The organism is uncultured Treponema sp., assembly GCF_946187725.1.
Classification (GTDB): Bacteria; Spirochaetota; Spirochaetia; order Treponematales; family Treponemataceae; genus Treponema_D.
Genome location: NZ_CAMHSK010000030.1, coordinates 1 through 26,562, shown reverse-complemented (window position 1 = coordinate 26,562; position 26,562 = coordinate 1). Strand labels below are relative to the sequence as shown.

The 26,562-nt window shown below is 42.5% G+C and carries 27 protein-coding genes; 4 read left to right on the top strand and 23 right to left on the bottom strand.

The window, feature by feature from the left end:
• Positions 1-6 precede the first annotated feature (6 nt).
• The 6 genes from Q0Q74_RS10530 to thrH form a co-directional block, all read right to left on the bottom strand.
• Positions 7-903: a carbohydrate kinase family protein gene (locus Q0Q74_RS10530; RefSeq protein ID WP_294430649.1), complete on the bottom strand. Its 897-nt coding sequence runs from the start codon at positions 901-903 to the stop codon at positions 7-9.
• Positions 904-961: 58 nt separating this feature from the next.
• Positions 962-3,778, bottom strand: coding sequence for an insulinase family protein (locus Q0Q74_RS10525; protein WP_294430648.1), 2,817 nt, complete (start codon positions 3,776-3,778; stop codon positions 962-964).
• Between the two features lie 115 nt (positions 3,779-3,893).
• Entirely contained in the window at positions 3,894-4,325 is a 432-nt protein-coding gene (gene fabZ / locus Q0Q74_RS10520) for a 3-hydroxyacyl-ACP dehydratase FabZ (RefSeq protein WP_294430647.1), read from the bottom strand.
• Positions 4,326-4,415: 90 nt separating this feature from the next.
• Entirely contained in the window at positions 4,416-5,660 is a 1,245-nt protein-coding gene (fabF, locus tag Q0Q74_RS10515; RefSeq protein ID WP_294430643.1) for a beta-ketoacyl-ACP synthase II, read from the bottom strand.
• A 98-nt stretch (positions 5,661-5,758) separates the two neighbouring features.
• Positions 5,759-7,447, bottom strand: a complete 1,689-nt coding sequence (locus Q0Q74_RS10510) for an EAL domain-containing protein (RefSeq protein WP_294430642.1) — start codon at positions 7,445-7,447, stop codon at positions 5,759-5,761.
• A gap of 81 nt (positions 7,448-7,528) precedes the next feature.
• The gene (gene thrH, locus Q0Q74_RS10505; protein ID WP_294430641.1) at positions 7,529-8,134 is read right to left on the bottom strand and encodes a bifunctional phosphoserine phosphatase/homoserine phosphotransferase ThrH; all 606 of its coding nucleotides are present in this window, start codon (positions 8,132-8,134) and stop codon (positions 7,529-7,531) included.
• A 325-nt stretch (positions 8,135-8,459) separates the two neighbouring features.
• On the opposite strand from thrH, the gene Q0Q74_RS10500 reads away from it, so the two are divergent.
• From Q0Q74_RS10500 to aroF, 4 genes are all read left to right on the top strand, one after another.
• Entirely contained in the window at positions 8,460-9,284 is an 825-nt protein-coding gene (locus tag Q0Q74_RS10500; RefSeq protein WP_294430640.1) for a sigma-70 family RNA polymerase sigma factor, read from the top strand.
• Between the two features lie 60 nt (positions 9,285-9,344).
• Positions 9,345-10,694, top strand: a complete 1,350-nt coding sequence (locus tag Q0Q74_RS10495; RefSeq protein ID WP_294430638.1) for a divergent polysaccharide deacetylase family protein — start codon at positions 9,345-9,347, stop codon at positions 10,692-10,694.
• A gap of 10 nt (positions 10,695-10,704) precedes the next feature.
• Positions 10,705-11,745, top strand: a complete 1,041-nt coding sequence (gene tsaD / locus Q0Q74_RS10490) for a tRNA (adenosine(37)-N6)-threonylcarbamoyltransferase complex transferase subunit TsaD (RefSeq protein WP_294430636.1) — start codon at positions 10,705-10,707, stop codon at positions 11,743-11,745.
• Positions 11,746-12,001: 256 nt separating this feature from the next.
• The gene (gene aroF / locus Q0Q74_RS10485) at positions 12,002-13,036 is read left to right on the top strand and encodes a 3-deoxy-7-phosphoheptulonate synthase (RefSeq protein WP_294430634.1); all 1,035 of its coding nucleotides are present in this window, start codon (positions 12,002-12,004) and stop codon (positions 13,034-13,036) included.
• A 3-nt stretch (positions 13,037-13,039) separates the two neighbouring features.
• Here aroF and Q0Q74_RS10480 read toward each other — a convergent pair whose 3' ends face one another.
• From Q0Q74_RS10480 to pgk, 17 genes are all read right to left on the bottom strand, one after another.
• The gene (locus Q0Q74_RS10480) at positions 13,040-13,543 is read right to left on the bottom strand and encodes a universal stress protein (protein WP_294430631.1); all 504 of its coding nucleotides are present in this window, start codon (positions 13,541-13,543) and stop codon (positions 13,040-13,042) included.
• Complete coding sequence (locus Q0Q74_RS10475) at positions 13,536-14,168, bottom strand: V-type ATP synthase subunit D (protein ID WP_294430629.1); 633 nt, start codon at positions 14,166-14,168, stop codon at positions 13,536-13,538. Before Q0Q74_RS10475 ends, Q0Q74_RS10480 begins: the two co-directional genes overlap by 8 nt.
• Positions 14,169-14,363: 195 nt before the next feature.
• A complete protein-coding gene (locus Q0Q74_RS10470; RefSeq protein WP_294430625.1) occupies positions 14,364-15,131 on the bottom strand; it encodes a DUF2963 domain-containing protein in 768 nt (255 codons plus the stop codon).
• 62 nt (positions 15,132-15,193) lie between these two features.
• Positions 15,194-15,565 (bottom strand): type II toxin-antitoxin system VapC family toxin, encoded by a 372-nt coding sequence (locus Q0Q74_RS10465; protein ID WP_294430623.1) that lies wholly within the window; start codon positions 15,563-15,565, stop codon positions 15,194-15,196.
• A 2-nt stretch (positions 15,566-15,567) separates the two neighbouring features.
• The gene (locus Q0Q74_RS10460; protein ID WP_294430622.1) at positions 15,568-15,780 is read right to left on the bottom strand and encodes a hypothetical protein; all 213 of its coding nucleotides are present in this window, start codon (positions 15,778-15,780) and stop codon (positions 15,568-15,570) included.
• Positions 15,781-15,784: 4 nt separating this feature from the next.
• Positions 15,785-17,167, bottom strand: a complete 1,383-nt coding sequence (locus tag Q0Q74_RS10455; RefSeq protein WP_294430620.1) for a V-type ATP synthase subunit B — start codon at positions 17,165-17,167, stop codon at positions 15,785-15,787.
• Between the two features lie 180 nt (positions 17,168-17,347).
• On the bottom strand, positions 17,348-19,141 hold the full coding sequence (locus Q0Q74_RS10450; RefSeq protein WP_294430619.1) for a V-type ATP synthase subunit A: 1,794 nt from the start codon (positions 19,139-19,141) through the stop codon (positions 17,348-17,350).
• A complete protein-coding gene (locus tag Q0Q74_RS10445) occupies positions 19,138-19,773 on the bottom strand; it encodes a V-type ATP synthase subunit E family protein (protein WP_294430616.1) in 636 nt (211 codons plus the stop codon). Before Q0Q74_RS10445 ends, Q0Q74_RS10450 begins: the two co-directional genes overlap by 4 nt.
• Positions 19,774-19,879: 106 nt before the next feature.
• Positions 19,880-20,212, bottom strand: a complete 333-nt coding sequence (locus tag Q0Q74_RS10440) for a V-type ATP synthase subunit F (RefSeq protein WP_294430612.1) — start codon at positions 20,210-20,212, stop codon at positions 19,880-19,882.
• Between the two features lie 4 nt (positions 20,213-20,216).
• Positions 20,217-20,585, bottom strand: coding sequence for an ATP synthase subunit C (locus tag Q0Q74_RS10435; protein ID WP_294430611.1), 369 nt, complete (start codon positions 20,583-20,585; stop codon positions 20,217-20,219).
• 24 nt (positions 20,586-20,609) lie between these two features.
• The gene (locus Q0Q74_RS10430) at positions 20,610-22,583 is read right to left on the bottom strand and encodes a V-type ATPase 116kDa subunit family protein (RefSeq protein WP_294430608.1); all 1,974 of its coding nucleotides are present in this window, start codon (positions 22,581-22,583) and stop codon (positions 20,610-20,612) included.
• Between the two features lie 11 nt (positions 22,584-22,594).
• Positions 22,595-23,464 carry a V-type ATPase subunit gene (locus Q0Q74_RS10425; protein ID WP_294430604.1) on the bottom strand — a complete coding sequence of 290 codons (870 nt, stop codon included), beginning with the start codon at positions 23,462-23,464 and terminating at the stop codon, positions 22,595-22,597.
• A 16-nt stretch (positions 23,465-23,480) separates the two neighbouring features.
• Positions 23,481-23,789, bottom strand: a complete 309-nt coding sequence (locus Q0Q74_RS10420) for a hypothetical protein (protein ID WP_294430602.1) — start codon at positions 23,787-23,789, stop codon at positions 23,481-23,483.
• 30 nt (positions 23,790-23,819) lie between these two features.
• Entirely contained in the window at positions 23,820-24,293 is a 474-nt protein-coding gene (locus Q0Q74_RS10415) for a PTS sugar transporter subunit IIA (protein WP_294430601.1), read from the bottom strand.
• Between the two features lie 82 nt (positions 24,294-24,375).
• Entirely contained in the window at positions 24,376-24,780 is a 405-nt protein-coding gene (gene secG, locus Q0Q74_RS10410; protein WP_294430599.1) for a preprotein translocase subunit SecG, read from the bottom strand.
• Between the two features lie 207 nt (positions 24,781-24,987).
• Positions 24,988-25,746, bottom strand: coding sequence for a triose-phosphate isomerase (gene tpiA / locus Q0Q74_RS10405; protein WP_294430597.1), 759 nt, complete (start codon positions 25,744-25,746; stop codon positions 24,988-24,990).
• A gap of 159 nt (positions 25,747-25,905) precedes the next feature.
• Positions 25,906-26,562, bottom strand: a 657-nt coding sequence (pgk, locus tag Q0Q74_RS10400; RefSeq protein ID WP_294430592.1) for a phosphoglycerate kinase, incomplete at its 5' end; no start/stop codon positions are given.

Sequence of the window (26,562 nt, the reverse complement as noted above, 5' to 3'; positions counted from 1 at the left end):
GACAGCTTACTCGCTGATCTGCTTTTTCAGCTCCTCTTCGCTCAAAAATCCGACCGAGGCTCCGTTATGCTCAATCTTGCAGCTAGCAAAGGTCTGTGCGTAACGAAGGGCCTTTTCTGCGGAAAATCCTTTTACATAAAAATGCACGAAACTTGAAAAAAGCGCATCCCCTGCCCCGACCGTATTCACGACATTCTTGCACGGCACGCACTCAAAATGCGCGATTTTATCAGTCTGCCGTTCATACAAAGTCGCGCCCTTTGAGCCTTGCCCCAAAACGATGATTTTCATATTGTAACGCGCCTTGAGGGAAGAAAGAAATTCGTTCGGCTCACAGGGCAGCGATTCATCACTCAAAAACACAATATCCGCATTTTCAAGGAATTCACGGTTGTATTCGTCATTTATGTTTGAAAGAACATGAACATCGGTGGCAATCAGTTTTCCGGCTTTTTTGGCCTCATGCAAGAGGGTACGGTTAAAATTGATGTTGCAGCAAACTACGGCATCAGCAGTGTTTATTTCGTTTTTTAGACGCTCACAATCCAGGCGCATGTCCTGAATATCCTTTAAATCACAGTAAATCTGCCGCTTTCCGCTGTCATCGTACAGAACCACGCTCTGCGGAGTCTGCTTCAAATCTTTCTGAATGCTTTTTGTCTCAATCGCATCTTTTTTGAAGGTTTCTTCTATTATTTGGGCAGGCAAATCATCACCTGTAAAAGAAACGAAATTCACTTCATCGCCCAAAGTTTTTAAGGCACGGCTCACATTGAATCCCACGCCACCGACATTCATCGCAAGACCAAAAAATGGATAATCAATCGGATAATAATTTATTGGGAATCCGCGGACTTTAGCCGAAGTCTCAACATTCACCAAACCAGACACCAAGATTTTCATTAAGCTTCTCCTGTAAAAATATTCTGCCACAACGCTTTACTTCATATTAAGGAAGGCATCATTTTTTGCTGTCCTTGCTGTAAAGTCTGAGCGGGGCCTTTTCATCAAAATAACTTGTCGCAATCATAAAATAATCCTCAGGATTCGCCTTTGAAACAGCCTCATACTGATGAAGATACAGCCGCGGATTTTTCTGCACTTCACCGCTCTGAATGAGCCTTGCCGTGCCCCCCTGACTTCCAGCCCCGGAAATCACCGCCATGAGCCAGTTGTTCTCAAGCCGTGCGAGCAAATCAGATTTTTCAAGGTCAATCACGCCTTCAGTCTGAAGCTCAATTTTTGCGGAAATGTCACGCTTGATTGAGGCAATGCACTCAGCGTAAATCGAATCAACTTCCGCCGTATGCTCCACGCTCGTCACAACGATTCGGGCAAACGGCAAATCATTGTCAGGCAGAACAGCCTTCACTTTCGATTCAGGATATTTTTTCGCTAATTTTGACTCCATTCGTGAAGCAAGCTCAATTAAAATCGCATCGAACAAAGCCAAATCAGTTGAATCCAAATCCGGCGATGAAAGACAGTAAAGCAGCGGGTCAAAAAATTTTGTGGTCGGAATCAAAACAGCTGGCCGTGGTCCTGCCTTATCTTTTGAAATGTCGGTCAAAAAAAGATGCTTGAGCGAAATACGCTTTTCAGAAGAAGAAAGTTTGGAAAAGTCAGGCATGGAAACGCGCAAATCAGTAGAACGGGTTTCATCAATGCTTCCCAAAAGAGCAAAGGTCGTGTCCAAAGTTTTATGCAATTTTTCGTCATCTTTGATTCCGCCCGAAAAAACAAGTGAAATTCTCGTCGAATCAAGCAAAATCGGATATGCCTCAAGAATTTTCGTAAAATCAAGTTTTGAAGAAGGTTTATCCTCTCCGTCACGATAAAGTTTTGGATAATCCGTGCCATCGTACAAAATCCTTACGGCCTCGCACAAAAGCTGAAATTCGGTGCTGCCTGTTTTGAGCCGCCATTGAGTCCTCTCATCGTAAGTCACGCCGTCAGCAACAGCAGGAGAAATATCACAATAAACAAGGGCCGAATACGCCGCCTGAACCGCAAAATCAATTTCCTTTGAAAGACATGTAACTGTAATAATCGAATGGGTTGAAAGCGTCCTTGCACCAACTTCATAAAATCCCGAAATCGCACCGTTTTCCGCGAACAAATCAAGCTGACGGTTGATGTTAACCGCAATTGAATCGCTCAGAACGGAAGCAAGCCCCGGAACTTTGTCGGTAAAAAGAAGCTCGCCGCCCGCAATCGTAAGCGAAAGCACCGCCGTTGAAGAAGATTCGCTCTTTTTGAGCGTAACAGGAATTCCATTCTTGAGCGTGAATGAAGAAAATTCAGCGAGATTATTCGAAATGAATCGTGAAGCAGAACCCGCAATATCTTCAAGAAGATTCTTATTCTGTGCCGATTTTTTTTCATCATTTTTTAACAGATTTTTGTAAACGCCCTGATTGTACCATGCACTCTCTTTCGCACTTATTTGAACGAATCCCGCCCGCTTGAATTCCGCAGCGTATTTTTGAAAGACATTTTCGTTCACCAGGATAAAAACAAAAGGCTCTTCGCCGTCAATTTTCTCCTTCAAAATCTCCATATTTATAGAAGAAAGGCGCTCATTTTTACCGAAGAATCCAGAAACGGCATCGCTGTCATCACGAGGTGTAAGAATGTAATGAGAAAACTGCTCAAACAGAGCCGAAGAACTTTCTGAAAGCCGGGTAAAGCCGGTCCTTGCCTCTTTGAGTGATTTTTGCAGCTCTTTTTTCGAAAAAACATCTTCATCGCGCGACATCGAAAGAAACAGATTCGCCTGCACAATCGGAGAAACCTTCGCCGTTCCCAAAAGTGACTGAATGATGAGCCTTGAAGAGTTTTTTTCTTGAGCCGAAGCGACATCAATGTATTCATCGCCAAGGATTTTAAGATTCCGCTGCTTTAAGAGCAATTTTTTGAAAGCCGAACCTTCACGGTTCCAGGTAGCCGAAAGGCAGTCTGACTCATCCGGCGAAAGATTCGTATACTGAACGACGATTTGCGTCATCTCATCAGAAAATTCCTTGTGCGAAAGAACGAATTTCCGTCCCTTTGCAATTTTTCCGTCATTTTTTGCCGAAAGCAGCTGCTCATAAAGATTTCTGTCAAAATCGGTCTGTTTATGAGCCGTTTTCCCCGCCGAAAAGACACCGAAATACTTCTTTATGATTGTGAGTGAAGCGGATTCAGAAATGTTTCCGTTGATAAAAACCGTACAGTTTGACGGAACATAATAATTTTCAGAAATTTCCTGCAGAATCGTGCGGACAGTTTCCTTTGTCTTTGACTTGAATTCGGCCGGATTCACGCCGCTTTCACGAGACCAGGGATTTAAGGGGAAAATTTTAGAATCAATCGCCGTATTTATGAATCCCGCCGCGCTCGCCGAATACTCAGAAAATTCAGCATTCATCGTCCGCAGAATCAAGTTCAGTTCCGCGTCAGTCGGTCTGAGAGTTTTGAGTTTTTCGCTCAGATTCAGCACAGCCTTTTCAGCAGCCGCAGGAGCAACCGTCGAAACAAAACGCACGGCATCATTCGAAATCTCACCGCCCAAAAGCCTCGCATAAAGATTGAAAAAGCCAGCATTCTTCGGATTTTGACAAGTAAAGCCTGCATTTACACATAGTTCCGCACGAACCACAGGCGAATTCGGATCTTCAAGGAAATAAACCCGAAGTCCATTCTCAAGCGTAAAAACCTTTACCTCACCGGCATCAAAGGCAAACAATGAAAAACAAAGAAAAAAAACTGAAAGCGAAAGCAGGAATCGTCGCATATCGTGGAGAGAATTATATAGAAAAAAAAGCGAAACCTCAATGCAAAAAGGGGAAGCGAACACCTTCAGACGAAGGTTTCTCTCCCCCTTTCAATCCCTCATTCTTCCAAGCTGATTAATTGCCTTTTCCCACAAGACACATCCATTCCGCTTGAGCGCATAATGTCTCGCCGACGAAGGCTTTTCCGCTCTGGACTACCATGTTTTTGGTACAGCGCTTGTTGGTTACTTCCATGCGGACTTTGTCGCCCGGGCGAACCTGATGCTTGAACTTTACGTTGTTTACGGTTGCGAGGAAGAAGAGGCTTCCTTCGTCGAACTTTTTCTGCAAGCTCAATGCAGCACCGCCGCCCTGTGCCATTGTCTCAATCAAAATAACGCCAGGAACGACAGGATACTCAGGGAAGTGACCCTTGAAGAAGAAATCCTCTTCAGTAAAAGTGCGGTGACAAACACATCCGTTTTCATCGTAAGAATCAATTGAGTCCACAAACAAGAAAGGTTTGCGATGTGGCAAAAGTGATTCAATATCTGTAAATGCTTCCATAATTTTCTCCTCTAAAAGTTTGACGCAGATAAACACAGATGAACACAGATAAAGTATCCGCGTGTATCTGCGTACATCTGCGTCTACTTATTACTGAACTTTTTTGAATACGAGACAGCCGTTGTGGCCGCCGAAGCCGAAGTTTGCGCTCATTGCAACGTTTACTGGCATATCAAGGCCTTTGTTTGGAGTGTAGTCCAAGTCACAGCCGCCCTCAACGTCAACTTCGTCAAGGTTGATTGTAGCCGGGATGTAAGAATCCTGAATTGCTTTAACACAAATCATAGCCTCAAGAGAACCTGCGTTTCCAAGGCAGTGACCTGTCATTGATTTTGTAGAAGAAATGTGCAATTTTGGAGCTGCATCGCCGAATGCGATGTGGAGCATTTTTGTCTCGCCGGAATCGTTCAATTTTGTTGAAGTTCCGTGAGCATTGTAGTATGTGACTTCCTCTGGTTTAACGCCAGCGTCTTTCATTGCAATAGTCATACATTTTGCGCCGCAAACTCCGTCCGGGTTTGGAGCCGTGAGGTGGTATCCGTCTGAAGAAGCACCGTATCCTGCAACCTCAGCGTAGATTTTTGCACCGCGTGCTTTTGCGTGCTCATACTCTTCAAGAATGAGAATTGTTGAGCCCTCGCCCATTACGAATCCGTCGCGTTTTTTGTCGAACGGGCGGCTTGCTTTTGTCGGGTCATCAGCATAACCACTAGAAAGAGCGTGGAGCATTGAGAATCCCAAGTTTGCGTAACCACACTGAGTTGACTCAGCACCGCCGGCAAGAACTACATCGTAGCGGCCAGAGCGGACCTGGTCAAAAGCGTTACCGATAGCGTCTGTACCAGAAGCGCAAGCAGTTGCAACAGTGTGTGTAGCACCGTGCAAGCCGAATGCCATAGAGATGTTACCAGCTCCCTCATTTGGAATGAGCATAGGGATTGTCATTGGAGACATACGAGTCTGATTTGAATCAAAGTATGCCTTCATTGTGCTTTCTGTAACTTCGAGACCACCGATACCGACACCGAGATAAACAGCGGCATCTTCAAGAACCTCTGCATTTCCAATCAATTTTGAATCTTCGAGAGCCATTTTTGCGGCAGCAACAGCATACTGTGTGTACAAAGCCATTTTGCGTGCAGCAGAAGAATCCATATAGTCAGAAGCCTTGAAATCTTTTACTTCAGCGGCATACTTTACCTTGAAATTTGCATTGTCATAGTGTGTGATTGTGTTGATTCCGCTCTTTCCGGCTTTGATTCCAGCCCAAGTTGCATCGACAGAATTTCCCAAAGGTGAAATACAACCCAATCCAGTAACAACTACTCTTCTCATAATCTATTCTCCTAATAATGAAGTTCAATTTTATTATGACAAAATAACATTTTTTGTCATTTTGAGCAAGAGGAAATAGAAAAAATTGCAAAACCTTTTTATAGTTCCCGCTTCAAACCATTTCTGCGAAGTTCAATGACCTCATCGGCAGGAATCGGTTTTGAGAAGTAGTAGCCCTGTACGATATCGCAACCGGCATCTTTGAGCAAATCAAGCTGTTCTTTGGTTTCAACACCTTCTGCAATGCACGGAATCTTGAACTGCTTGGCGATTTCAAGAATGACATTGACAAGATACATAGTTTTTTTATCGTAAATAATCTTTCGAATAAAGCCGATGTCGATTTTAATGGCATCGATTGGAAGAGTGGCAAGCATGCTCAGACTTGAATAGCCTGAACCAAAGTCATCCATTTCGACCTTGAAGCCAGCCTCACGCATTTTGTTCACCGTGCCCACGAGAATGCTGTTGTCCGCAAGGTATGCAGATTCCGTGATTTCGAGCAAAAACTGCTCCGGCTCGATGTCATTGTCTTTTGTAATTTGAAGAAGATATTCAACGATTTTGGGATCATGCAAATCGACCCGCGAAACATTCACTGAAACAGGAATGGTTGTTCCAAAAATTTCCTTCCATTTGCGCATCTGCTCAGCGACTTCTTTCCAGACATATTTATCGAGTTTCTGAATGAGACCGTTTTTCTCAAACTGCGAGATGAATGAAGTCGGACTCATCATACCGAATTTAGGATGCGTCCATCGGACAAGGGCCTCAAAACTGGAAAGAACAGGCTTTTCGCCCTGAATATAGTATTTCGGCTGATAAAAAACATGGAACTGCCTTTTTTCGACAGCATTTGCAAAATCACTGAGAAGACGGGCTTTTTTTACTTCCTCATCATGAATTTGTTCATCGTATACCAAGAACGCGGAAGTAAACTTGTCACGAAGCATGTTACAGGCATAAAGCGCACGGTCAAAACTCTGCTGAATGGAAACAGACAGGAATGTTCCGGGGCAAATACCCATCCTGACATGAACTTCTGTTTCTTTAAGGATTTCAGAAAGATAGCTTTCCAAATGCTCAAGCAGAAGGCCGTAGTTGTCACGGTGCTCCATATAAAGGAAGAAACCGTCAGCGCTGTAGCGGCCGCCTATGCCATTCGATTCTTCGGCCAGCTGGATTATACCATCGGCAACAGTCTGAAGGATGATGTTTCCGAAACTAAGGCCATAAATTTCGTTGATAAGGTGAAAACTCGTAAGGTTGAGGACAATTGAGTCCATCACAGAATTTGGATTAAGTTCTTTTAACTGGGTAGCATATTCGTAGAAGAACTCTTTGTTGTAAAGTTTGGTCAGGAAATCGCGTTCAGTGGATTGAATCAGCCGAAAATCCTCTGCAAGAGCAATTGAATGCCTTACACGAGCAAGAATGACTTCGGGAGAGTCATAGGGCTTGGTCAAAAAGTCAGACGCTCCCATCTGAAGGCTTTTTACTTCAGCCGCCTTTTCGCTCGTAAGCACGATAATCGGAATTCGGGCAAATTCGGGATTCTTTTTAACGGCTTCCATAACTTCATAACCGTTAGCTTCCGGCATAAGAAGATCGAGAAGGATTAATGATATCTTCCCTTTGCGCTTACGAATAAATGCAAGAGCTTCCTTTCCGTTTTCGACAGAAAGGACATTATATTCCTGCGAGAGAATACTAGAAAGCATCTCGCGGTTTACAGCTTCGTCATCTACAACGAGAATTGTGCGTCGGAAATCTTTTCTGCTATCCATAGCAAATATTTTACCCCTGTTTATCAAATTTCGCAAATTCTGATGAAGGAAAAAACAAAATTTTCTAGGGGTAAAACTTGCTTAGGCGTCAATTACAGCGCAGATAGCCTCGTAAAGCTCATCAAACTCTGTGAAAGCAGGAATGTTCGGGAAGTCAGCTTTGATTTTGTCGGTTGTGCGGAACAGGAATCCGGCTTTGCTTGCCTGAATCATGCCCAAGTCATTGAAGCTGTCACCAGAAGCAATTGTCTCAAATCCGATTGACTGCAAGGCTTTGACGGTCGTGAGCTTTGACTTTTCACAGCGCATTTTGTGGCGCACGATGAAGCCATTTTCGTCAATCTCGAGCGAATTACAGAAAATGGTTGGCATTCCGAGTTTTTTCATGAGAGGAGCGGCGAATTCCTCAAAAGTATCACTCAGAATGATTGTCTGACATTTTGCGCGCAGCTTGTCCAAAAATTCTTTTGCACCAGGCAGCGGATCGATTCTTGCAATTGTATTCTGAATGTCTTTGAGGGTAAGTCCATGTTCCTTCAATATATTGATTCGAAACTGCATGAGTTTATCATAATCAGGTTCATCGCGGGTGGTGCGTTTAAGTTCCGGGATGCCGCTTTCTTCAGCAAAAGCAATCCAGATTTCAGGAACAAGAACGCCTTCCATATCCAAACAGGTTACATACATATTAAAATCTCCTAAAATTGAGCTATTTTATCAAAAATCTTGAATTTGTAAAACCGTGCGTTATAATTTTTATAAAAAAGTATACGATGCGGGCATTTTCGTCAAAACTGTGCATTTTTTTATACGCTTAGTCGTCTGTGTATAATTTTTTGCACGCATACAACTTTTTCACACTTCAGATTAATTTCAATTTATTCTCAAATTATCTTCTTGTAATACAATGATTTAGCACAATCACTTTCATATTTTTTCAGATTTCCTTAAAAGTTGGCACGGAACTTGCTTAATCTTTTATGAAAGACACGGAAGTCTTTCGGGAGTTTTTATGAATATGTATGAATTGTATTTAAATCAAATTCAAAAATATCCTCTTCTGGAATCAGACACGGAAAGGCAGATTGCAGAAAAAATAGCGGCTGGTGACAAAAACGCGGTCAATCAGCTCGTAAATTCAAATCTTCGCCTTGTTGTCAGCGTTGCAAACAAACTGAAGAAAACATATAAGGTCTCAATCATGGATTTAATTCAGGAAGGAAACCTTGGTCTCATGGCAGCGGCAGAAAAATTTTCTGCAAAATATAACACTAGATTTTCAACCTACGCATATCCATGGATTTTGCAGTATATCCTCAGATATCTTCACAATAAAACAAGCATCATTTCAATTCCGCAACGAAAAGAGGAAGTCCTGCGACGGTTCTCTAATATTCAGAGCGAATACGCACAGCTTAACGAAAGTGAATCGTCAAAATCAGAAACTGCAAAAAAACTCGGAATCACGACAAAGGAGCTGAAAGATGCGCTCTGCTGCAAGTACACCTGCACCAGCCTCGATATCGAATGCGGTGATGATGGCAGCCTCACAATCGGCGACCTGATTCCGGACATGACTTATGAACCAGAAAGAAGATTTTTCATTGAAATCGCAAAAAGCAACATTAAAGAGATGGTTGCCCAGCTTTCTGAAAAAGAGCGTTATGTTCTCGCCGGAAGATACAATCTCGAAGGAAAGGTTCATGCTCCGACTCTCCGTGAACTTGGAACTTCCCTAGGTGTTTCCGCAGAAACAATCCGCCAGACAGAAATAAAAGCCCTGAGTAAAATCAGACAGGCCATGACAGATTCACAGTTGGAACTCTGTACGGCATAATTTCCTTCTTAAAAACACGCTTTGCATAGAATGGTAAAAACTGTAAAATAAAACCATTCTATGCTTGATAACAAATCTGATAAGACTCGTAAAACTTCAACAACAAAACGAACTTCATCCACAAAAAAAAGCGGCGGAACTAAAAGCCGTACCCGCGCAAAAAAGCCCAAGGTTCAGCTTGCCAAAAACAAAGTCATTCTTCTCAGTTCATTGATTTCAGGCATCTGCGTTCTCGCGCTTGCAATGAGCGTTGTATTTAATCAAACTGCGCCCCAGCCCGTTGAAAAATCTTCAGAATCAGTAAAAATTACCTCAAATACAGAAAGCCACGAAAAGATAGAAAAAACTGCTCAGACGGTAAAACCAACTGTGCAGACCGCGAAACCTGTCCAGACGGCAAAATCACCTGTACAGACAGAAAAACCAGTTCAGACGGCAAAATCAAACGTGCAGACAGAAAAACCTGCTCAGACAACAAAATCAACCGTGCAGACCACGAAACCTGCTCAGACCGCAAAAACACCTGTACAGACAGAAAAAACTGCCCAGACCGCAAAACCAACTGTGCAGACCGCGAAACCTGTCCAGACGGCAAAATCAACCGTGCAGACAGAAAAACCTGCTCTGGCCACAAAATCAACTGCCCCACAGCTTGCCTCTTCAAAAACACCTTACAACGAAGAGCAGATTCAAAAAAACATACCTAAAAACCGATTTGACATTCCGCCAGCTTCAAACGGTGCAACAATCGTAATCGTGATTGACGATGCGGGTAGAAGCGTCGAAAACACAAAAAGATATACCGCACTTCCCTTTCCAATTACAATTGCCGTGCTTCCAAGACTGGCACAATCGCGAGCCTGCGCAAATGCAGTCCGTGAAGCCGGAAAAGAGCTGATTTTACACCAGCCAATGCAGGCCACGAATCTGAATCTGGATCCAGGACCGGGAGCAATAAAAGCAGACATGACATCTTATCAAATTGCTTCTATAATAAAGGCAAATTTTCAGGAACTTGGCCAGGGAGTTCGCGGAATCAACAATCACGAAGGTTCGCTGATTACCTCAAATGAAATAAAAATTGGGGCGGTACTTGAAGTCTGCAATGAAATGGGTGTATATTTTTTGGATTCAAGGACAACAGCAGCAACAAAAGCACCGCAGGCAGCTCTTGAAAGAGACATGACGATTTTTGAAAAGGCCGGTCCCTATCTCGATAATGACATCGACAGGGCTAAAATGCTTGAGAGGATGAGGGAAACGCTCGCATACGCAAACAGGCACGGAAGGGCAATCGTAATCGGTCATGTTGATAAAAGCGTGAAGATTCTTCCGGATTTACTTGCAGAAATGTACCCCGAAATAAAAGCCGCAGGATACAGATTTGCAACACCGAGTCAATTAAGATAAAGAGGCAATCATGAAAGTTCTTGGTATAGAAAGCAGCTGTGACGAAACAGCTTGTGCCATTGTAGAAGATGGCAAAAAAATCATTTCAAATGTAGTCGCAACACAGATTCCTTTTCATGAAGTTTACAAGGGAGTCGTACCGGAAATCGCAAGCCGCAAGCACGCAGAATGGATTCTGCCTGTAGTCCGGCAGGCACTAACAGAAGCTAATATGACTTTGGATGAAGTTGACGCAATCGCCGCCACAAACAGACCAGGATTGATGGGAAGTCTTTTAGTCGGACTCACATTCGGAAAAACTCTGGCATGGGCATGCGGAAAACCATTCATCGCAATAAATCACATGCTCGGCCACATGTATGCCGCACATCTTGAAAACGAAATTCAATATCCTTATCTTGGATTACTCGTAAGCGGCGGGCACTCAATCATCGCAAAAGTAAACGGTTTTGACGACCTTGAAGTCCTCGGAACCACCATCGATGACAGCGTTGGCGAGGCGTTTGACAAGGTTTCAAAATTTTACGGACTTGGCTATCCGGGCGGAGTAATAATCGACAAACTGGCTCAGTCCGGCGACCCAAAATCTTTCGCATTTCCTGTTCCAAAACTCGACAAACGAGAAAACAACCGCTACGATGTTTCATTCTCTGGACTTAAAACAGCCGTCATCCATCAGGCAGATATGTTCTTAAAACCTGGCTACGAAAAAACGAACGAAAACATCTGTGCCGCATTCCAGGAAACCGCCTGCAAAACCTTGACCAGCCGGCTTTTCCGCGCAGTTGAAGACACTGGCCTTAAAACAGTAGTTGCAGGTGGCGGTGTTGCTGCAAATTCACGGCTCCGTTCCCTGCTCGCAGAACGAACCGACATCAAATGCATTTTCCCTCCGTTAAAGCTTTGCGGTGATAACGGCGCAATGATTGCAGGTGTCGCCTATCACTTCCTCAAACGAGGTGACAGAAGCGACTGGGATACAAGTGCCTGCGCAAGGATTCCGCAATTTAAGCGTGGTCTTGCAAACCTTGAAGCATTTGGCAGAAGATAGCTTGACAAAACTCTTTAAAAGGTATTAAATAAATTTCATGAATCGCAACACTTCTTATGCGACAGAAAAATCTTTCTCAAGCCAGACAGCTTCATTTATGAAGGCTTACTTTTATTATGGCTATTTTTATTTTTCTCGTGTCCGCAGTGGAAGTCATACGCAAAAGGTAAATGCGTAAAGTTGCGAAATTATAACGGCATTTGCAAGGACTTCCATAAAAGGAAGTCCTTTTTTTATGTGCACAGGAGGAATTAAAATGATTGTCGTATTGAAAAATGGAGCTGAAAAGCAGAAGATTGAAGAACTCAAGGCAAGCCTCAGATCAAAAGGACTTGAAATCCATGAGTCAAAAGGAAAAGATGTCACGATTTTAGGTCTGATTGGCGACACAAGCCACATCACGCCCGAAGAACTGCTCGCAAATGATATCGTCGAAAGTGCACAGCGAATCAAAGCACCTTACAAACAGGCAAGTCGTTCATTCCATCCGAAAGACACGGTAATTTCCGTAAAATCAACTCTGGATTCAAAACTCGGAGCAGAAATTGGCGACGGAAAAACGGTTTCTGTAATGGCAGGTCCATGCTCCGTAGAGACAGAAGAACAGATTATCGAAGTCGCAAAGGCAGTCAAGGCCAGCGGTGCAAGATTTCTGCGAGGTGGAGCATTCAAGCCCCGCACTTCCCCTTATTCATTTCAGGGATTAGGTGCAGAAGGACTGGAACTTCTCAAAATCGCCCGCAAAGAAACAGGACTCCCAATCGTCACGGAACTTATGGCCATTAATCAAATTCCACTTTTTGAGGATGTTGACATCATTCAGATTGGCGCCAGAAACATGCAGAATTTCGATTTACTCAAAGAAGTCGGCAAACTCAAAAATCCTATCCTCCTGAAACGCGGATTAAGTGCAACAGTTAAAGAATTCCTCATGAGTGCTGAATACATCATGGCAAGCGGAAATGAAAATGTAATTCTCTGCGAGCGTGGTATCCGCACCTTCGACAATTACACAAGAAACTGTCTTGATTTGAGCATTGTACCTTACTTAAAAAGAGAAACACATCTCCCGGTTATCATTGATCCGAGTCATGCCTGTGGAATACGATGGATGGTTCCGACTCTTGCAAAAGCGGCAGTTGCGGTTGGTGCTGACGGTTTGATTATTGAAGTGCACAACAATCCAGAAAAAGCCCTTTGTGACGGCGAACAATCTCTCACGCCAAATCAGTTTGACGAGCTTATGAAAGTTTTGGGAAAATACGCTGCGGTTGAAGGAAGGTCATGCTAAAAATCACGCAATTTTAAACAATTTTTCGATATTCGGTTCGCGCACAACAAGCACATTGCAAAGTGCGCTGCCGATAATTTCAGCATTGATTGAAGAAATTTTATCATGACGGATTGAGTTCTGGACAAGCTCCCCATGAAGTTCCTTACCGCCCAAAAGAATCAGGTTTGCGCCAAAATCATCGGCTGTTTTAATGACTTCCGACCAAACTGAACCTTTTTTCAGTTCCGTCTGCATTTTGACTTCCTTTTCCTTTGCGAGATTCGTCAAATATTTCAGATAGCGGTTTCCATCATCACAGAGACGCTGCTCGTAATGAAGGCTTTCTTCTTCAAGAAAAATTCTACTCATGGTAAGCTGCTTGAGCGTGGATGTATCAACAACATAAATCGCCTTGAGTTCACACTTATACTGCTTAGCCATCAAAATTCCGTACATTGCGGCATGAATCGACTGTTCCGAACCATTAACGGCAACGATAATTTTTTGAAACAAAGGTTTAATCATTTCTCTCTCCCGATTTACGGTTCTTCAAGCTCTTCAGGACGAAGGTGTTTTCTCGTTCACGCTCTTCAAGAACGCTCTCAATGTAGACTTTTGTTTCGCGGTTCTGTGGAATAATCATTTTATCCAAAGCATTAACTCGTCGCTGAGTCTTTTTAACCTCAGTTGCAAGCCGCCATGCAATAGTCCTGATTGAAGCCATTTCCGTCAAAAGCGAAAGAAGCTTGAAAAACTCGGTCATTACTTTATCGGAATCAGCAAAAGTTCCCATGAACGAATAGAAAAGCTGCTGTTTTGGGAGCTGCACTTCAACCGAATTGAAAGTCATACCGCCCGCCTGAACAAGTTTTTCTTTTATATCATAGTTATAATGAATTGATTTTGAAATTCTCTCGGTCTGATCGCCGCCAACCGTCATCAGCATATTTCGGAGCGCAGGATAAGCCTTAGAAATGCTCTTATCAAGTTCACGCTCCAGAAGTTTTACCTTCTCAACCATGTGCATGAGTTCCATAACGAGAATTTCACGCTTCTGCTCAAGCAAATCATACCCGTCCACAGCCACAGAAAGCTGCTCTTTTATAGCGAGAAGATTAGATTTAGTAGGTGCAATGTTAAGTTTTGCCATAAATTCGCCTTGTTTATCAGACGCAGATGCACGCTGATTAACGCAGATTATATATTTAAGGGGAGGGGGAAGTCTCCCCCTACGCCTCTTCTAAAGAATCGTCTACCCTCTCTACGGGGACACACCCATAACATCCCATTATGTCACACGGATTCGATTTTGCTAACGCAAAATCTAGGAAAATTAAATCAAACTTCAATCAAACCAGTTTGTTTCTATTTCTTCTCCCGTATTTTTGTCATATTCACTTACATAATCAATTTTTCCATCATCATCGTATGAAGTGCTTTTTACTTTTTTGCCAGTTTCTTTATCGTACTCATCTACATACCAAATTTTTCCATCATTGTATGAAGTGCTTTTTATCTCTTTGCCAGTTTCTTTGTCATATTCACATACATAATCAATTTTTCCATCATGGTATGAAGTGCTTTTTACTTCTTTGCCAGTTTCTTTATCGTACTCAACTACATACCGAATTTTTCCATCATTGTATGAAGTGCTCTTTATCTCTTTGCCAGTTTCTTTGTCATATTCATGTACATAATCAATTTTTCCATCATCATCGTATGAAGTGCTTTTTATCTCTTTGCCAGTTTTTTTGTCATATTCATGTACATAACTACCTAATCCATCATCGTATGTAGTGAATTTTACCATTTTACCAGTCTTTCTATCAAATTCTATTGTATAAAAAAATTTTTGACAATCGTCAGGTAAATAATAGCTTTCAATAATTTTATTATGAGTAATTTTTAGCATACCGAGTTTTTCGTTTGTCTTAGAAATCAAATAGCTGTTCTCATCTACTAAACAATAGATTCGCCCATCAACAAGAATTTTGTTTTCCTCATAGACATATTCATAAGTTTTATCTGAGCCTTTTACATACCAGCGTATTTTCTCAGTTTTACAAGAAAATATAAGAAAAAAACAAATTATAAATGTAATTTTTTTAATCATAATTTTCTCCTACAATATCTTATCACTTTGCATTTATAATACATTACCAACAGAATATTACCTTACACCAATTTTAAGTCTGATATAAATTGGAAATCTTTTAGATTTGCCGTATATAGTGGCAAATCTAATTCTAATGCCGTAGCACCAATTAATGCATCTGGTATTAGAAGTCCGTGACTTTTTGTAAATTTTTCAATTAGGTTTCTCGCTTTTTTTGAAATTGATTCAGAGATTTCTACAATTTCAAAATCTGAAAATGCCTTTTTTATTATACCTACTTCCCGCTTGTTTAAGGCTCCCACCATCAGTTCCATATAGGTTACAGATGACATTCCCAAACCAAATTCTCGATCTTTTGAGAGTTTATCTTTGATTTCTGTTTTACCACGAAGAAAATCAATAAGAATACAAGTATCACAAAGATAAACCATTTTTATCGTCCCCAGGCTTTTGCCCTGATATCTTCGATAGAAATTTCTCTATCTTTCCATAATCCGAAAGCGGCATCAAAATCAGAAGACTCTTTCTTCGGCGACTTCACAGGAGCGTGTAAAGTTTTCACAATTTTATCAAGCAACATAATTCGCTCCGCATACGAGAGCATATCAATTTGCGAAGAAAGTTGCTTAAAAGCTAATTCTGACATTTTTTTACTCCTCCTCTTGTGGGTAATATTTCTCAATCAATTCTGGCTTGATTCGATAAAGCTCGTTCTTTGGCAGGATTTTTAGCAATTTCCAGCCCAAATCAAGAGTTTCCTCAATCGAGCGGTTTTCATATTCACCCTGACTAAAGAACTGAGTTTCAAGAGCCTCACCGAATTTGAGATACATTCGGTCAACTTCGCCCAATTCTTCTTCACCGATGATTGCCGCAAGATTTCGAATAGATTTTACCTTAGAATAAGCCGCAAAAAGCTGACTTGAAACAGCAGAATGATCTTCGCGGGTCATGCCCTCGCCAATACCGTCTTTCATCAATCGTGAAAGCGAAGGCAATCCAGAAACTGGCGGATAAACGCCCTTCTGGCTCAACTCACGGTCAAGAACAATCTGACCTTCCGTGATGTATCCAGTCAAGTCTGGAATCGGGTGAGAAATATCATCGTTCGGCATCGTAAGGATTGGGATCTGGGTGATTGAACCAGTGCTTCCTTTGATTTTACCAGCGCGTTCGTAAAGCTCGGCCAAATCCGAATACAAGTAGCCAGGATAACCTTTTCGGCCAGGAACTTCACCACGAGTTGTGGAAATTTCACGCAAAGCCTCACAATAGTTTGTCATATCAGTCATAACGACGAGAACATGCATATTTTTTTCGTATGCAAGATATTCTGCAGCCGTCAAGGCACATCGCGGAGTGATGATTCGTTCAATAGAAGGAGCATCTGCAAGTGACTGGAACATAACGACCTTTGAAAGAACTCCAGATTCCTCAAAAGAATTAATGAAGAACTGAGCCTGATCGTATTTAATGCCCATACCGGCAAAAACCATTACAAACTGCTCATCGCTGTTTCGGATTTTTGCCTGTCGGATAATCTGAGCAGCAAGTCGGTTGTGCGGAAGACCGTTTCCAGAGAAAATCGGCAACTTCTGGCCACGAATCAGAGTGTTCATGCCGTCGATTGAAGAAATTCCTGTCTGAATAAAGTCACGCGGATACACTCGCGCAAAAGGATTAATCGGCATGCCATTGACATCGACTTTTTTGCTTGAGACAATCGGCGGAAGACCGTCGATAGGTTCTCCCAAACCATTGAAAATTCGCCCCATCAAACCGTCGCCAACACGAAGCTCCATCGGTTCATCAAGGAACTCAACGGAAGTTTCATGCAAGTCCAAGCCAGTCGTAGAACCAAAAACCTGAACAATCGCGATTTTCTCGTTCAAATCAATGACTCGTCCGGTCTTTTTTTCACCATTTCGGTCACGAACAGAAACAATTTCATTGTAAAAAATGTTCTCGCTGCGTTTTACGACAATAATCGGTCCGTCAACAGAACTTACGCCTTTATATTCAATGCCTTTCATATATTCTCCAAAAGGGGAGAAGTCTCTCCCCTACGCCACACTTCGTTGTGTCGTACCCCACTCTGCGGGGAGCCCTGCGAGTTTGCTTTGCAAACTCGACTTCAACGCCCCAATTTATCGCGGTTCAGGCACAGCCTTCACCGAGACTCACCTAAAAACTTGCCTCGCAAGTTTTTTCGGCTACGCCGAACGGTTCACTATATATTGTCTCTCAAGATTGCCCATCTGTTCATCGAGGCGGCCTTCGACTTCCTTAATCATCTCAAGCTTGTCGTTAGGCACTGAAGATTTCAAACGGACAATTTCATCTTTAATTGGAAGAGCCGTTACAGTTGGAAGCGGTGCTCCAGCCTTAATTACAGACAATGCACGATTATAATAAGTCATAATCAGCAGAAGAATTGCAATCTGCTTTTGAGGAACAGAATACACATCAACTGCATCAAATGCGCTCTGCTGCAAGAATCCGTTTTTAATCATATCTGCAACGGTGAGGACAATTCGCTCACTGTCAGGCAATGCGTCAGGACCTATCAAACGGACAATCTGCTGCAATCGCTGCTCTTTTTTGAGAAGTTCAAGTGCAGAAAGACGAACTTCCGCCCATTTGGGATCAAGTTTATCCCACCATTCACGAATTTCTTCTGCATATTCAGAATAGCTTTCAATCCATCCGATAGCAGGATAGTGTCGTGCGTTCGCAAGCTCGCGGTCGAGTGCCCAGAAGCAGCGGATAAATCGCTTTGTATGCTGAGTAACAGGTTCAGAGAAATCACCGCCCGGAGGAGAAACCGCTCCGATTACAGAAACAGAACCTTCCTCACCACAAAGTGCATTTACGCGACCTGCCCGCTCGTAAAATTCTGCCAATCGGGTCGGAAGATAAGCCGGGAAGCCCTCTTCAGCAGGCATTTCTTCCATTCGACCAGAAAGTTCTCGCAAAGCCTCAGCCCAGCGGGAAGTCGAATCTGCCATGATAGCGACATGCATACCCATATCACGGTAATATTCTGCCAGAGTAATTCCCGAATAAAGAGAAACTTCTCGTGCCGCAACAGGCATATTTGAAGTGTTCGCAATCAAAATCGTTCGCTCCATGAGCGAGCGACCTGTTCGCGGGTCAATCAAGGTCGGGAATTCTGTGAGAACATCAGTCATTTCGTTACCGCGCTCACCACATCCGATGTATACGATTAAATCAGCATCACACCATTTTGCGATTGCGTGCTGAGTCATAGTCTTACCAGTACCGAAACCGCCAGGAATAGCTGCCGTGCCACCCTTACTAAGCGGGAAGAACACATCGATTACACGCTGACCAGTAACAAGAGGCTGGCTTACTTCAAGTTTTTTGGCATAAGGACGAGGAACACGAAGCGGCCAGTAATGAGAAAGTTTGATTTCTTCATCAAGCTCAGTTGTACCGATTACATCATCGACGGTGTATTCGCCCTCACCCTTAAAGGTCTTTAGAACACGGCCCCGGACAGTCGGTGGAACCATGATTTTATGACGGATTGACTCAGTTTCCTGAACATAGCCCAAGACCATTCCAGCCGAAATTGCCATTCCCTCAGAAACGCCCTCGGCTACAGTCATCTTCCACTTCTTATCGATGTCAATTGGCTCTGTTCGCTCTCCAGGAATCAAAAAAGCACCTGATTTTTCGAACATATTTTTAAGAGGACGCTGAATACCGTCATAAATCGTACCAACAAGACCTGGTCCAAGACGGAGCGAAAGCGGACGACCGTTACAAAGGACTTCTTCACCAATTTTCATTCCAGTGTCGTCTTCGTAAACCTGAATAGTTGCCTTGCCTTCATTCTGACGGATGATTTCACCGATGATTTTTTTGTTTCCGACATCAACCACATCATAAAGACCGCAACCTTCCAGACCTTCGGCATAAACAATCGGTCCTGAAATTCGAGTAATCTTACCCTGAGTGATTTTACCTTTTACTTCGCTCATTCAGGCAACCTCCCCCCGAACAATGTTTTTACAAGTTCTTCGCTACATCTATCTTTTGTTTCGCGCAAAATCTGGTCAATGGTAAGGCGGATTTTCACAAATCCATCATCGCTTGAAAGAATAATGCCCTCATGGAAATCATTTCCTTTTACGGCTTCTTCCCCGGATTTTTCAAAAACAACCTCAGAAACTTCTCCAAGATTCTTGAGGGATTTTTCAAGCATTTTTTTTGCGTCGGAAAGATTAAAACCGAAAACAAATGCATTTATTTTTTTCTCAAACAAGTGTTGAGGCAAATTTCTTAGTTTTTTTTCTACAAGTGCAAGGCGTTTTGCTTCACCAAGATTTTCAAAATATTCATTAAACGCCTTTGAAACAGAATCATCATAAAAAGAAACAAGGAAGCGGCCTTTTTCCAGCGGCAGAGCTTCTTCAATGCTCCTCTCGAACAGAGACAATTTTTCGGCATAATATAATTCTTTCTGTTTTGACGCTTCATCAACACGGCGAGAGACATCCGCAAGAATTGCCGTGCTTTCTTCTTCAGCCCGTGCAAGAATCTTCTCTGCTTTTTTTCGTGCGTCAGCTTCAATCTCTTTATCAAGAATTTCAGTAGATCGTAACTCTTCCATACTGTTCCCTAAAAAACAATTTGATAATTCAGCAGGATTCACAAGAATTCAAAGGATTCAATTGGTTGTCGTTATCTGTCCTTTAAATTCTGCTCATCCTTTTGAATTACACCGAAATTCCTACGGCTTCACGAATCGCGTCTGTGAGGGATTTTTTGCCTTCAAGATGACCGTGAATACCAGGAATCTCAACAATCAGCGGATACTGACTGCCTTTCTGCCATGAAAGAACTTCATCTTCAATCATAGCAGATACATCTTCAGTCAGAATCAAGATTTTTGGTCTTTCATCGACAGGAACACTTTCTGTTCCGCCAAGTCCAGTGACTCGACGGAACGCATTCAACGCTTCTTCACGGTTAAGTGCGACACAGCCGTCAACACCAACCAGTTTGAAACCGAGAATAATTTCCCTTTCTGCGATGACAAAATATTCCATAAAATTACAAAATGATGATAAGCAATGCTACGAGGAATCCCCAAAGACAGATACCTTCTGCAAGACCTACGAACGGCAAAGCTTTTCCTGAAAGCTCAGCATTCTCGCTCATTGCACCCATTGCAGCAGCACCGATTTTACCTACAGCCATACCGCCAGCGATACAAGCAATACCAACAGCAAGACCTGCGGCGATGTACTTGATTGCAGAAGAATCAGCCTTCTCAGCCTGAGCAACTTCTGTCTGAGCAGAAACAGACTGTGTAGAAGCGGCAGCCTCAACATTCTGAGAAGCAGCAGCATCCTGTGCTGCAGCACTAAAAACTGAAAGACCGGCAAGAACAGCCAGAATCGCCAAAAGTTTTTTGTTCATAACAAAACCTCACTATGACCTTATTTATTTATAATCAAACGAGAAAGGTTTAAATTCCCGTCCCGTTTCATTGAAGAATTTAGAGAAGAACTCATAATACTGCAATCGAATGACCTGAATTGCAACAATCATTCCCTCAAGAACAACGACAATCGCATTTCCCACAAGCATGACTGCAAGATAAGCAGGACCTGCCATTTCCGAAAGCGTAAGGATGATGAATCCCAAAACTGCGTGCGCCAGACCGAAAGCACCAACACGGACAAAACTGATTGTACTTGAAAGGTAGCTGATTACAGTTTCAAGCAGCTCAACGACAGCCTCTATCACCGCCGCAAAAAGACCATTCTCAAGCACAGTTCGTTCATGCTCTAAAAGACGATGAATCGGCTCTGAGAACATTGTAAGGAAGAGAGTTGTACCGATTACAATCCAATCGCAGGTTCCTATAGCATATTTAAAGAAAGCGATACGAATCGCCATGACAACAACATACCAGAAGAAAACTGCACCAGAAAGTCCGCTCTTACCAAAAAGAGCTTTTCCGACTTTATGCATCAAAAAATTATTGATTACATTAATGATAATACCAATAGAGTTAATTATAAATCCAACACCAACGGTAAAGCCAAAGAACATAAACATCATTTTGATTGAATGTGGGCTTCCGTTAGGCATTAAATGAAGAATCGGTGCATGAGGCTCCCCGAAAAGTCCGGTAATCGCCATTGCGACAGGCTCCAAAATCGTCTCATTTCCAAAGAATTCGCCAGTAAGCAAGCCCATAATCATGCTTGAACAGCCAATTGCCATGAAAACAGGAGCAAATTTGTTCCATCCGCCAACCTTAATCAGCTTAAAATTCATCAAAAGACCGAGCAGTAAGAAAATCGAACCTTGTCCTGCGTCACCGAACATGATTCCAAAAAGAATCGTGAAGAAAATCGCAACGAAAGGTGTAGGATCAATTGCACCGTAAACAGGTGAGCCATAACTGAAAATCATGCGCTCAAAAGCACCGACAAGCTTCCCATGCTTTAACCTTACTGGAACCTGTTCAGTACCGTTCAAAACCGAAGGAACCTCAAACGGATTGTAAACACGGATTGCAATTCTTCCTTCAGTGAGCATATCCAGTTCTTTCATCATTGAATGACAGTCTGCCGCAGGAATCCATCCGGTAATTCTGTATACAAGGCTCGTAGATTCAAGATTATTTTTGACATCTACAATTTGAGATGAAATTGCAAAAGAAGCAAGCAAAGCCCGCAGCAAATCTGTATGAGCCAGAGCCATGTTGTTCATCTCTTCGTTGATATAATCAAGTGCTTTTTTTGCCTCAGCAAGCTTTTTATCAAGGCCTTCAATAACATCATCTGGAACGCCCTTGAAATCTGAAGGAATCTCAAATGGCACAAATCCGTATTTTTTCAATTCTGTATCGAGTGAAAATCGTGCTTTTTTGGAACTAGCCGCCATGATTTTCGATTTATCGTCACCAAGCGGAACAATGATTGCCCTGTTTCCAACAGAAAAATTCAAGTCCTCAAAGACATTCGGATCGATTTTACCGATTTTAATAGAAAGAAATGAAAGATGATCCAATTCAGAAAAAGGAACCTTGAGATTCTTAAAAGATTCAGCCTCTTCTTTTGATTCCTGAACCCGTTTAAGTTCTTCAGTCGCAAGTGCCTGGCGCTTTTTCAGTTCCTCTACATCAGCAATAAATTTTTCGGCAGTCTTTCGGTCTTCAGCAGCCGCACAAGAAGCCGAAGCAACGAATGCAGAATCAATATCTTCTATATTAAGGAAAGAACGCGCATCCTGAAGTTTCAGAAACAAATCGCGCTCTTGATTTTCAAGTTTTTCGTCTGAACCAGAGGATTTATGAGTCTGAAACTGGAAATTCCCTTTTTTGCCCAAAAATTCAAGAACAGAGCCAATATCATCTTTCATGACCATCAGCTCAACAAGGTTCATTGATGTAGTTCTAGCCATTTTAACCCCCACTACGCATTCTGTGCGGAAGAATATCCCGCAATTTCCATGACTTTATCTGATTCAACACCAAGACGAAGCCCTTCTGCCACAGAGCGAATGCAATTAAGTTCGTACTGCTTTATTCTAAACCATGAAACCAAACTTGTCACACTCATCGGATCTTTATGGAAAAATCTTCTGTAAGCCTTTGAAAGATAATGCTTTAAGGCACGCTCAATCCAGCATGGATCGATTTCCCAAATCACGCCTTCTTCATGAGGATTCAGAAACTGCGCATATTTCCACTTTTTCCAGTCATCATAAGAAGCAATATCATTGTTAATAATTGAAAGTGCCTCACGGGCAAGAATATCATCTTTTGGCCTTGAATCATCGGCATAAACAAGCTGATCTAAAATTTCCTCTGGCGAAAAATGATAATAGACTTTCAGACGGAGAACCCAGAGAATATTCTTAAAGGAAATTTCCATTTTATACAGCTGGGCAAGATTTGCACGGTCAGCCCCCTTCAACGAAGAAACAGCGTGCCAAAGAGACATGATCTGCTCACGGTCTTTTTCACCGCCAAAGTCATCTGATATTTCATATTCGTAGAATTTTATGATTTCAGAAAGAATCGGAGAAGGATTTTCAAATTCATTAAGAAGACTTTTATACTGCGCAAGGAATCTCTGTTCAGCCTTAACCTCAATTTCTTTTGAAAGAAGAACTTCGGGAACAGAAGGAACTTCGCCGCCGAAAAGGAGTGTATAAAGCTCCCTCAGCGACTGAACGGAAAAGAGTTTACCTGCATTATCACCTACGAAAGATTTTGAAAGAAGACCGCTTGCCTTCGCATAAACAAAACTTGAAGCCGCAGACCTGTCCAAAGCGCCCATTACCCGCCCCCATAATTCACGCAAAAAGAACGGAATCTAGATAAGAATTAAAAGCAGCTTTGTCTTGTGCCGAAGCCATTATTTTTGTTTTGTACTCGGACAACTTCTGATTTTTAGACTCTTCAAGAGATGAGATTTTTTCGTTATAGGATTTTTCAAAATCCGCAACAAGTTTCGTGTAAGCTGACTGGAATTCAGAATCTGCCTGAAGTTTTGCAGCAGCAATTTTTTTGTCAGCCTTTTCCTGAGCCTGGAAAGTGAGCGCAGAAGCACTCTGTTCAACCTCCAAAAGATGTGTGATTGTATTTACTTCCCTTTCAGACATTATTCACCTCGATTATCTGTACGATATGTTCTATTGTATCAAAGATTCTTCGGATGAGCAAATAAAATTGTATACCTCAGATGCAGTTTTTAATGAAAGAATATTCTGGACAAAATTTTTGATTTGAAGGACAGATGCCAGCTGCTTCAGAATCTGAATATGTCGCTCGGTATCATTATCTGAACCTATTATCATAAACACGACATGAACAGGGGCATTGTCTAAAGATGCATAGTCAATTCCAGCCTTTGAAATTCCGATTGCACCAATTGAGCCTTTCATAGAAGGAATGAGGGCATGAGGCAGACCAACTGAATGCATGATTCCGGTAGTCATTTTAGACTCACGCTCATTAAGAACATGAAGAGCCTGAGCCTTATCAAAGACAGGATGATGAGTATAAATGGTTTCAAGAAGTTCCTCAAAAAGTTCATCTTTTTCCGTGCTTGAAAGCTCTACGACAATAGTATCCTTTGGAAAAACTTCGCCTAAAACCACAGTCATCCTCTATTAAATAGTATTTTTTTACAGTCTGACCAAAAAGCTCGGTCAGACTCCAACAATTTCAGTTGTTAATAAACAGATTTTAGTTTGCAGCAGCTTCTGAAATTTCAGCAGCAGTTTCTGTAGTCTCTGCCTTAGCAGAATCATCCCACCACTTACCGTCAGAAGCTTCTGGAGCAACGCCTTTGTCTTCCATTACAGCACCGCTAGCTTCAGCCGCAGCACGCATATCTGCATCATTTGAGTCAGATTTTGTAGGAAGAACCTTTGCAATTGCGAAAGTAACGACAAAGAACAAAACAACAAAAACAACAGTTGCTTTCGTGAGAACAGAAGCAGAGTGTGAACCGAATGCAGCAGAGTTTCCACCACCGAGCAATCCGCCCATGCCACTGTTATCCTGATCCTGTACAAGAACAAGAAGAACAAGAAGAACACAAATAACTACGAATGCAACTAAAAGTACGCCTTTAATAATAGAATCCATTTTTTTCTCCAAAGAATGAACACAATTTGAAATAAGTAGAAAATATTTTATAAAAAAGTAAGATTATAGTCAAGGAAGATAAATAATAATGAGCATTTCTCGATTGAATTAATCACGCTTTCCATGATTTTTTTCTATATTAAAACTAAAAAAGGACTGCCCTATTCATTTTGGACAGTCCTTCCGTTCATTTTATAAACTGAAAGCTTATTTTGAAGCGAATTTACAGATTGTAGTGAACTTGTCTACTTTAAGAGAAGCACCGCCAATCAAACCACCGTCGATGTCAGCTTGAGCAAGGAGCTCTTCTGCATTGCCGTCATTCATTGAACCACCGTAGAGAATTTTAATCTCATCAGCAGCTTTCTGGCTGTAAAGGCGAGCAATAACGCCACGAACGAAAGCATGAACTTCCTGTGCTTCTGCCGGAGTAGCAGTTTTTCCAGTTCCGATAGCCCAAACCGGTTCGTAAGCGATTGATACATGTGCAAGCTGAGCTTCTGTAAGGCCAGCCAAGTCTTCAGTTACCTGATTCTCACAAATCTGGTTTGTAACGCCTGCAACACGCTGTGAGTAAAGCTCACCGATACAAAGAACAACATCAAGACCGTTGTCAATTGCCTTGTGAACCTTTTCGTTGATAAGCTTGTCGCTCTCATTGAACTCATCACGGCGCTCTGAGTGACCGAGGATTACAGTTTCAACACCCAAATCTTTGAGCATTGTCCATGAAATAGCACCTGTGTGTGCACCATTGTCTGTTACAGTCATGTTCTGAGCACCAAGAATGATGTTTGAACCTTTTACGACCTGAGAAACAGCGTCAAGATATACGAAAGGCGGTGCAATCATGTATTTTGCATTGAGACCTTTGAGGCTCTCAACCAATCCCTGAGCAAGGGCAACAGCACCAGCTTTGTCCATGTTCATTTTCCAGTTACCAGCAACATATTTTGTCCGTGCCATAATTTTCTCCTAAAATAAATTAAGGAGGGGGAAGTCTCCCCCTGCGCGCGCACTTTGTTGCGCGCTACCCCTTCCAACGGGCTCAAACGCCGCCCGCAACGCCTGCTTTATTTTGTAGCAAGAATGCATCGGCCGCTTGCGCGACCTTGGCAATTCTTTCTACTTCGTAGCAAGAATTGCAATGCCTGGGAGTGTTTTTCCTTCGAGGAACTCAAGGCTTGCGCCGCCACCTGTTGATACGTGGCTCATTTTGTCTGCAAGGTGGAATTTGTTTACGGCTGCAACTGAGTCACCGCCACCAACAACCGTCATAGCACCACGACCTGTTGCGTCTGCAACGAGCTGAGCAACTGTTGCCGTACCTTTTGCGAATGCGTCGAATTCAAATACGCCGACCGGTCCGTTCCATACAACTGATTTAGCTGTTGAGAGAACTTCTGTATAAAGAGCGATTGTCTTTGGACCAACATCCATAGCCATGAGATTGTCAGGGATATCTACGCCGTCAACTGCAACTGGAGTTGCGTTAGCATCGAATTTGTCTGCTGCAACATGGTCAACTGGGAGAACGATTTTAACGCCTTTAGCAGCTGCATCTGCGAGCAATTTTTTTGCTGTATCGATGAAGTCGTCCTCAACCAAAGAGATACCAACTTTGTGACCCTGTGCTTTGAGGAATGTGTAAGCCATACCACCACCGATAACGAGGGCAGAAGCGTTCTTCAAGAGGCTTTCCAAAACAGCGATTTTTGAAGAAACTTTTGCACCACCGATGATAGCAACCTGTGGTTTTGGTGGGTTCTCAACCATTGGCTG

Coding starts and splice junctions, on each gene's coding strand:
- Q0Q74_RS10530 (WP_294430649.1), bottom strand. CDS start 903: ATGAAAATCTTGGTGTCTGGTTTGGTGAATGTTGAGACTTCGGCTAAA.
- Q0Q74_RS10525 (WP_294430648.1), bottom strand. CDS start 3,778: ATGCGACGATTCCTGCTTTCGCTTTCAGTTTTTTTTCTTTGTTTTTCA.
- fabZ (WP_294430647.1), bottom strand. CDS start 4,325: ATGGAAGCATTTACAGATATTGAATCACTTTTGCCACATCGCAAACCT.
- fabF (WP_294430643.1), bottom strand. CDS start 5,660: ATGAGAAGAGTAGTTGTTACTGGATTGGGTTGTATTTCACCTTTGGGA.
- Q0Q74_RS10510 (WP_294430642.1), bottom strand. CDS start 7,447: ATGGATAGCAGAAAAGATTTCCGACGCACAATTCTCGTTGTAGATGAC.
- thrH (WP_294430641.1), bottom strand. CDS start 8,134: ATGTATGTAACCTGTTTGGATATGGAAGGCGTTCTTGTTCCTGAAATC.
- Q0Q74_RS10500 (WP_294430640.1), top strand. CDS start 8,460: ATGAATATGTATGAATTGTATTTAAATCAAATTCAAAAATATCCTCTT.
- Q0Q74_RS10495 (WP_294430638.1), top strand. CDS start 9,345: ATGCTTGATAACAAATCTGATAAGACTCGTAAAACTTCAACAACAAAA.
- tsaD (WP_294430636.1), top strand. CDS start 10,705: ATGAAAGTTCTTGGTATAGAAAGCAGCTGTGACGAAACAGCTTGTGCC.
- aroF (WP_294430634.1), top strand. CDS start 12,002: ATGATTGTCGTATTGAAAAATGGAGCTGAAAAGCAGAAGATTGAAGAA.
- Q0Q74_RS10480 (WP_294430631.1), bottom strand. CDS start 13,543: ATGATTAAACCTTTGTTTCAAAAAATTATCGTTGCCGTTAATGGTTCG.
- Q0Q74_RS10475 (WP_294430629.1), bottom strand. CDS start 14,168: ATGGCAAAACTTAACATTGCACCTACTAAATCTAATCTTCTCGCTATA.
- Q0Q74_RS10470 (WP_294430625.1), bottom strand. CDS start 15,131: ATGATTAAAAAAATTACATTTATAATTTGTTTTTTTCTTATATTTTCT.
- Q0Q74_RS10465 (WP_294430623.1), bottom strand. CDS start 15,565: ATGGTTTATCTTTGTGATACTTGTATTCTTATTGATTTTCTTCGTGGT.
- Q0Q74_RS10460 (WP_294430622.1), bottom strand. CDS start 15,780: ATGTCAGAATTAGCTTTTAAGCAACTTTCTTCGCAAATTGATATGCTC.
- Q0Q74_RS10455 (WP_294430620.1), bottom strand. CDS start 17,167: ATGAAAGGCATTGAATATAAAGGCGTAAGTTCTGTTGACGGACCGATT.
- Q0Q74_RS10450 (WP_294430619.1), bottom strand. CDS start 19,141: ATGAGCGAAGTAAAAGGTAAAATCACTCAGGGTAAGATTACTCGAATT.
- Q0Q74_RS10445 (WP_294430616.1), bottom strand. CDS start 19,773: ATGGAAGAGTTACGATCTACTGAAATTCTTGATAAAGAGATTGAAGCT.
- Q0Q74_RS10440 (WP_294430612.1), bottom strand. CDS start 20,212: ATGGAATATTTTGTCATCGCAGAAAGGGAAATTATTCTCGGTTTCAAA.
- Q0Q74_RS10435 (WP_294430611.1), bottom strand. CDS start 20,585: ATGAACAAAAAACTTTTGGCGATTCTGGCTGTTCTTGCCGGTCTTTCA.
- Q0Q74_RS10430 (WP_294430608.1), bottom strand. CDS start 22,583: ATGGCTAGAACTACATCAATGAACCTTGTTGAGCTGATGGTCATGAAA.
- Q0Q74_RS10425 (WP_294430604.1), bottom strand. CDS start 23,464: ATGGGCGCTTTGGACAGGTCTGCGGCTTCAAGTTTTGTTTATGCGAAG.
- Q0Q74_RS10420 (WP_294430602.1), bottom strand. CDS start 23,789: ATGTCTGAAAGGGAAGTAAATACAATCACACATCTTTTGGAGGTTGAA.
- Q0Q74_RS10415 (WP_294430601.1), bottom strand. CDS start 24,293: ATGACTGTGGTTTTAGGCGAAGTTTTTCCAAAGGATACTATTGTCGTA.
- secG (WP_294430599.1), bottom strand. CDS start 24,780: ATGGATTCTATTATTAAAGGCGTACTTTTAGTTGCATTCGTAGTTATT.
- tpiA (WP_294430597.1), bottom strand. CDS start 25,746: ATGGCACGGACAAAATATGTTGCTGGTAACTGGAAAATGAACATGGAC.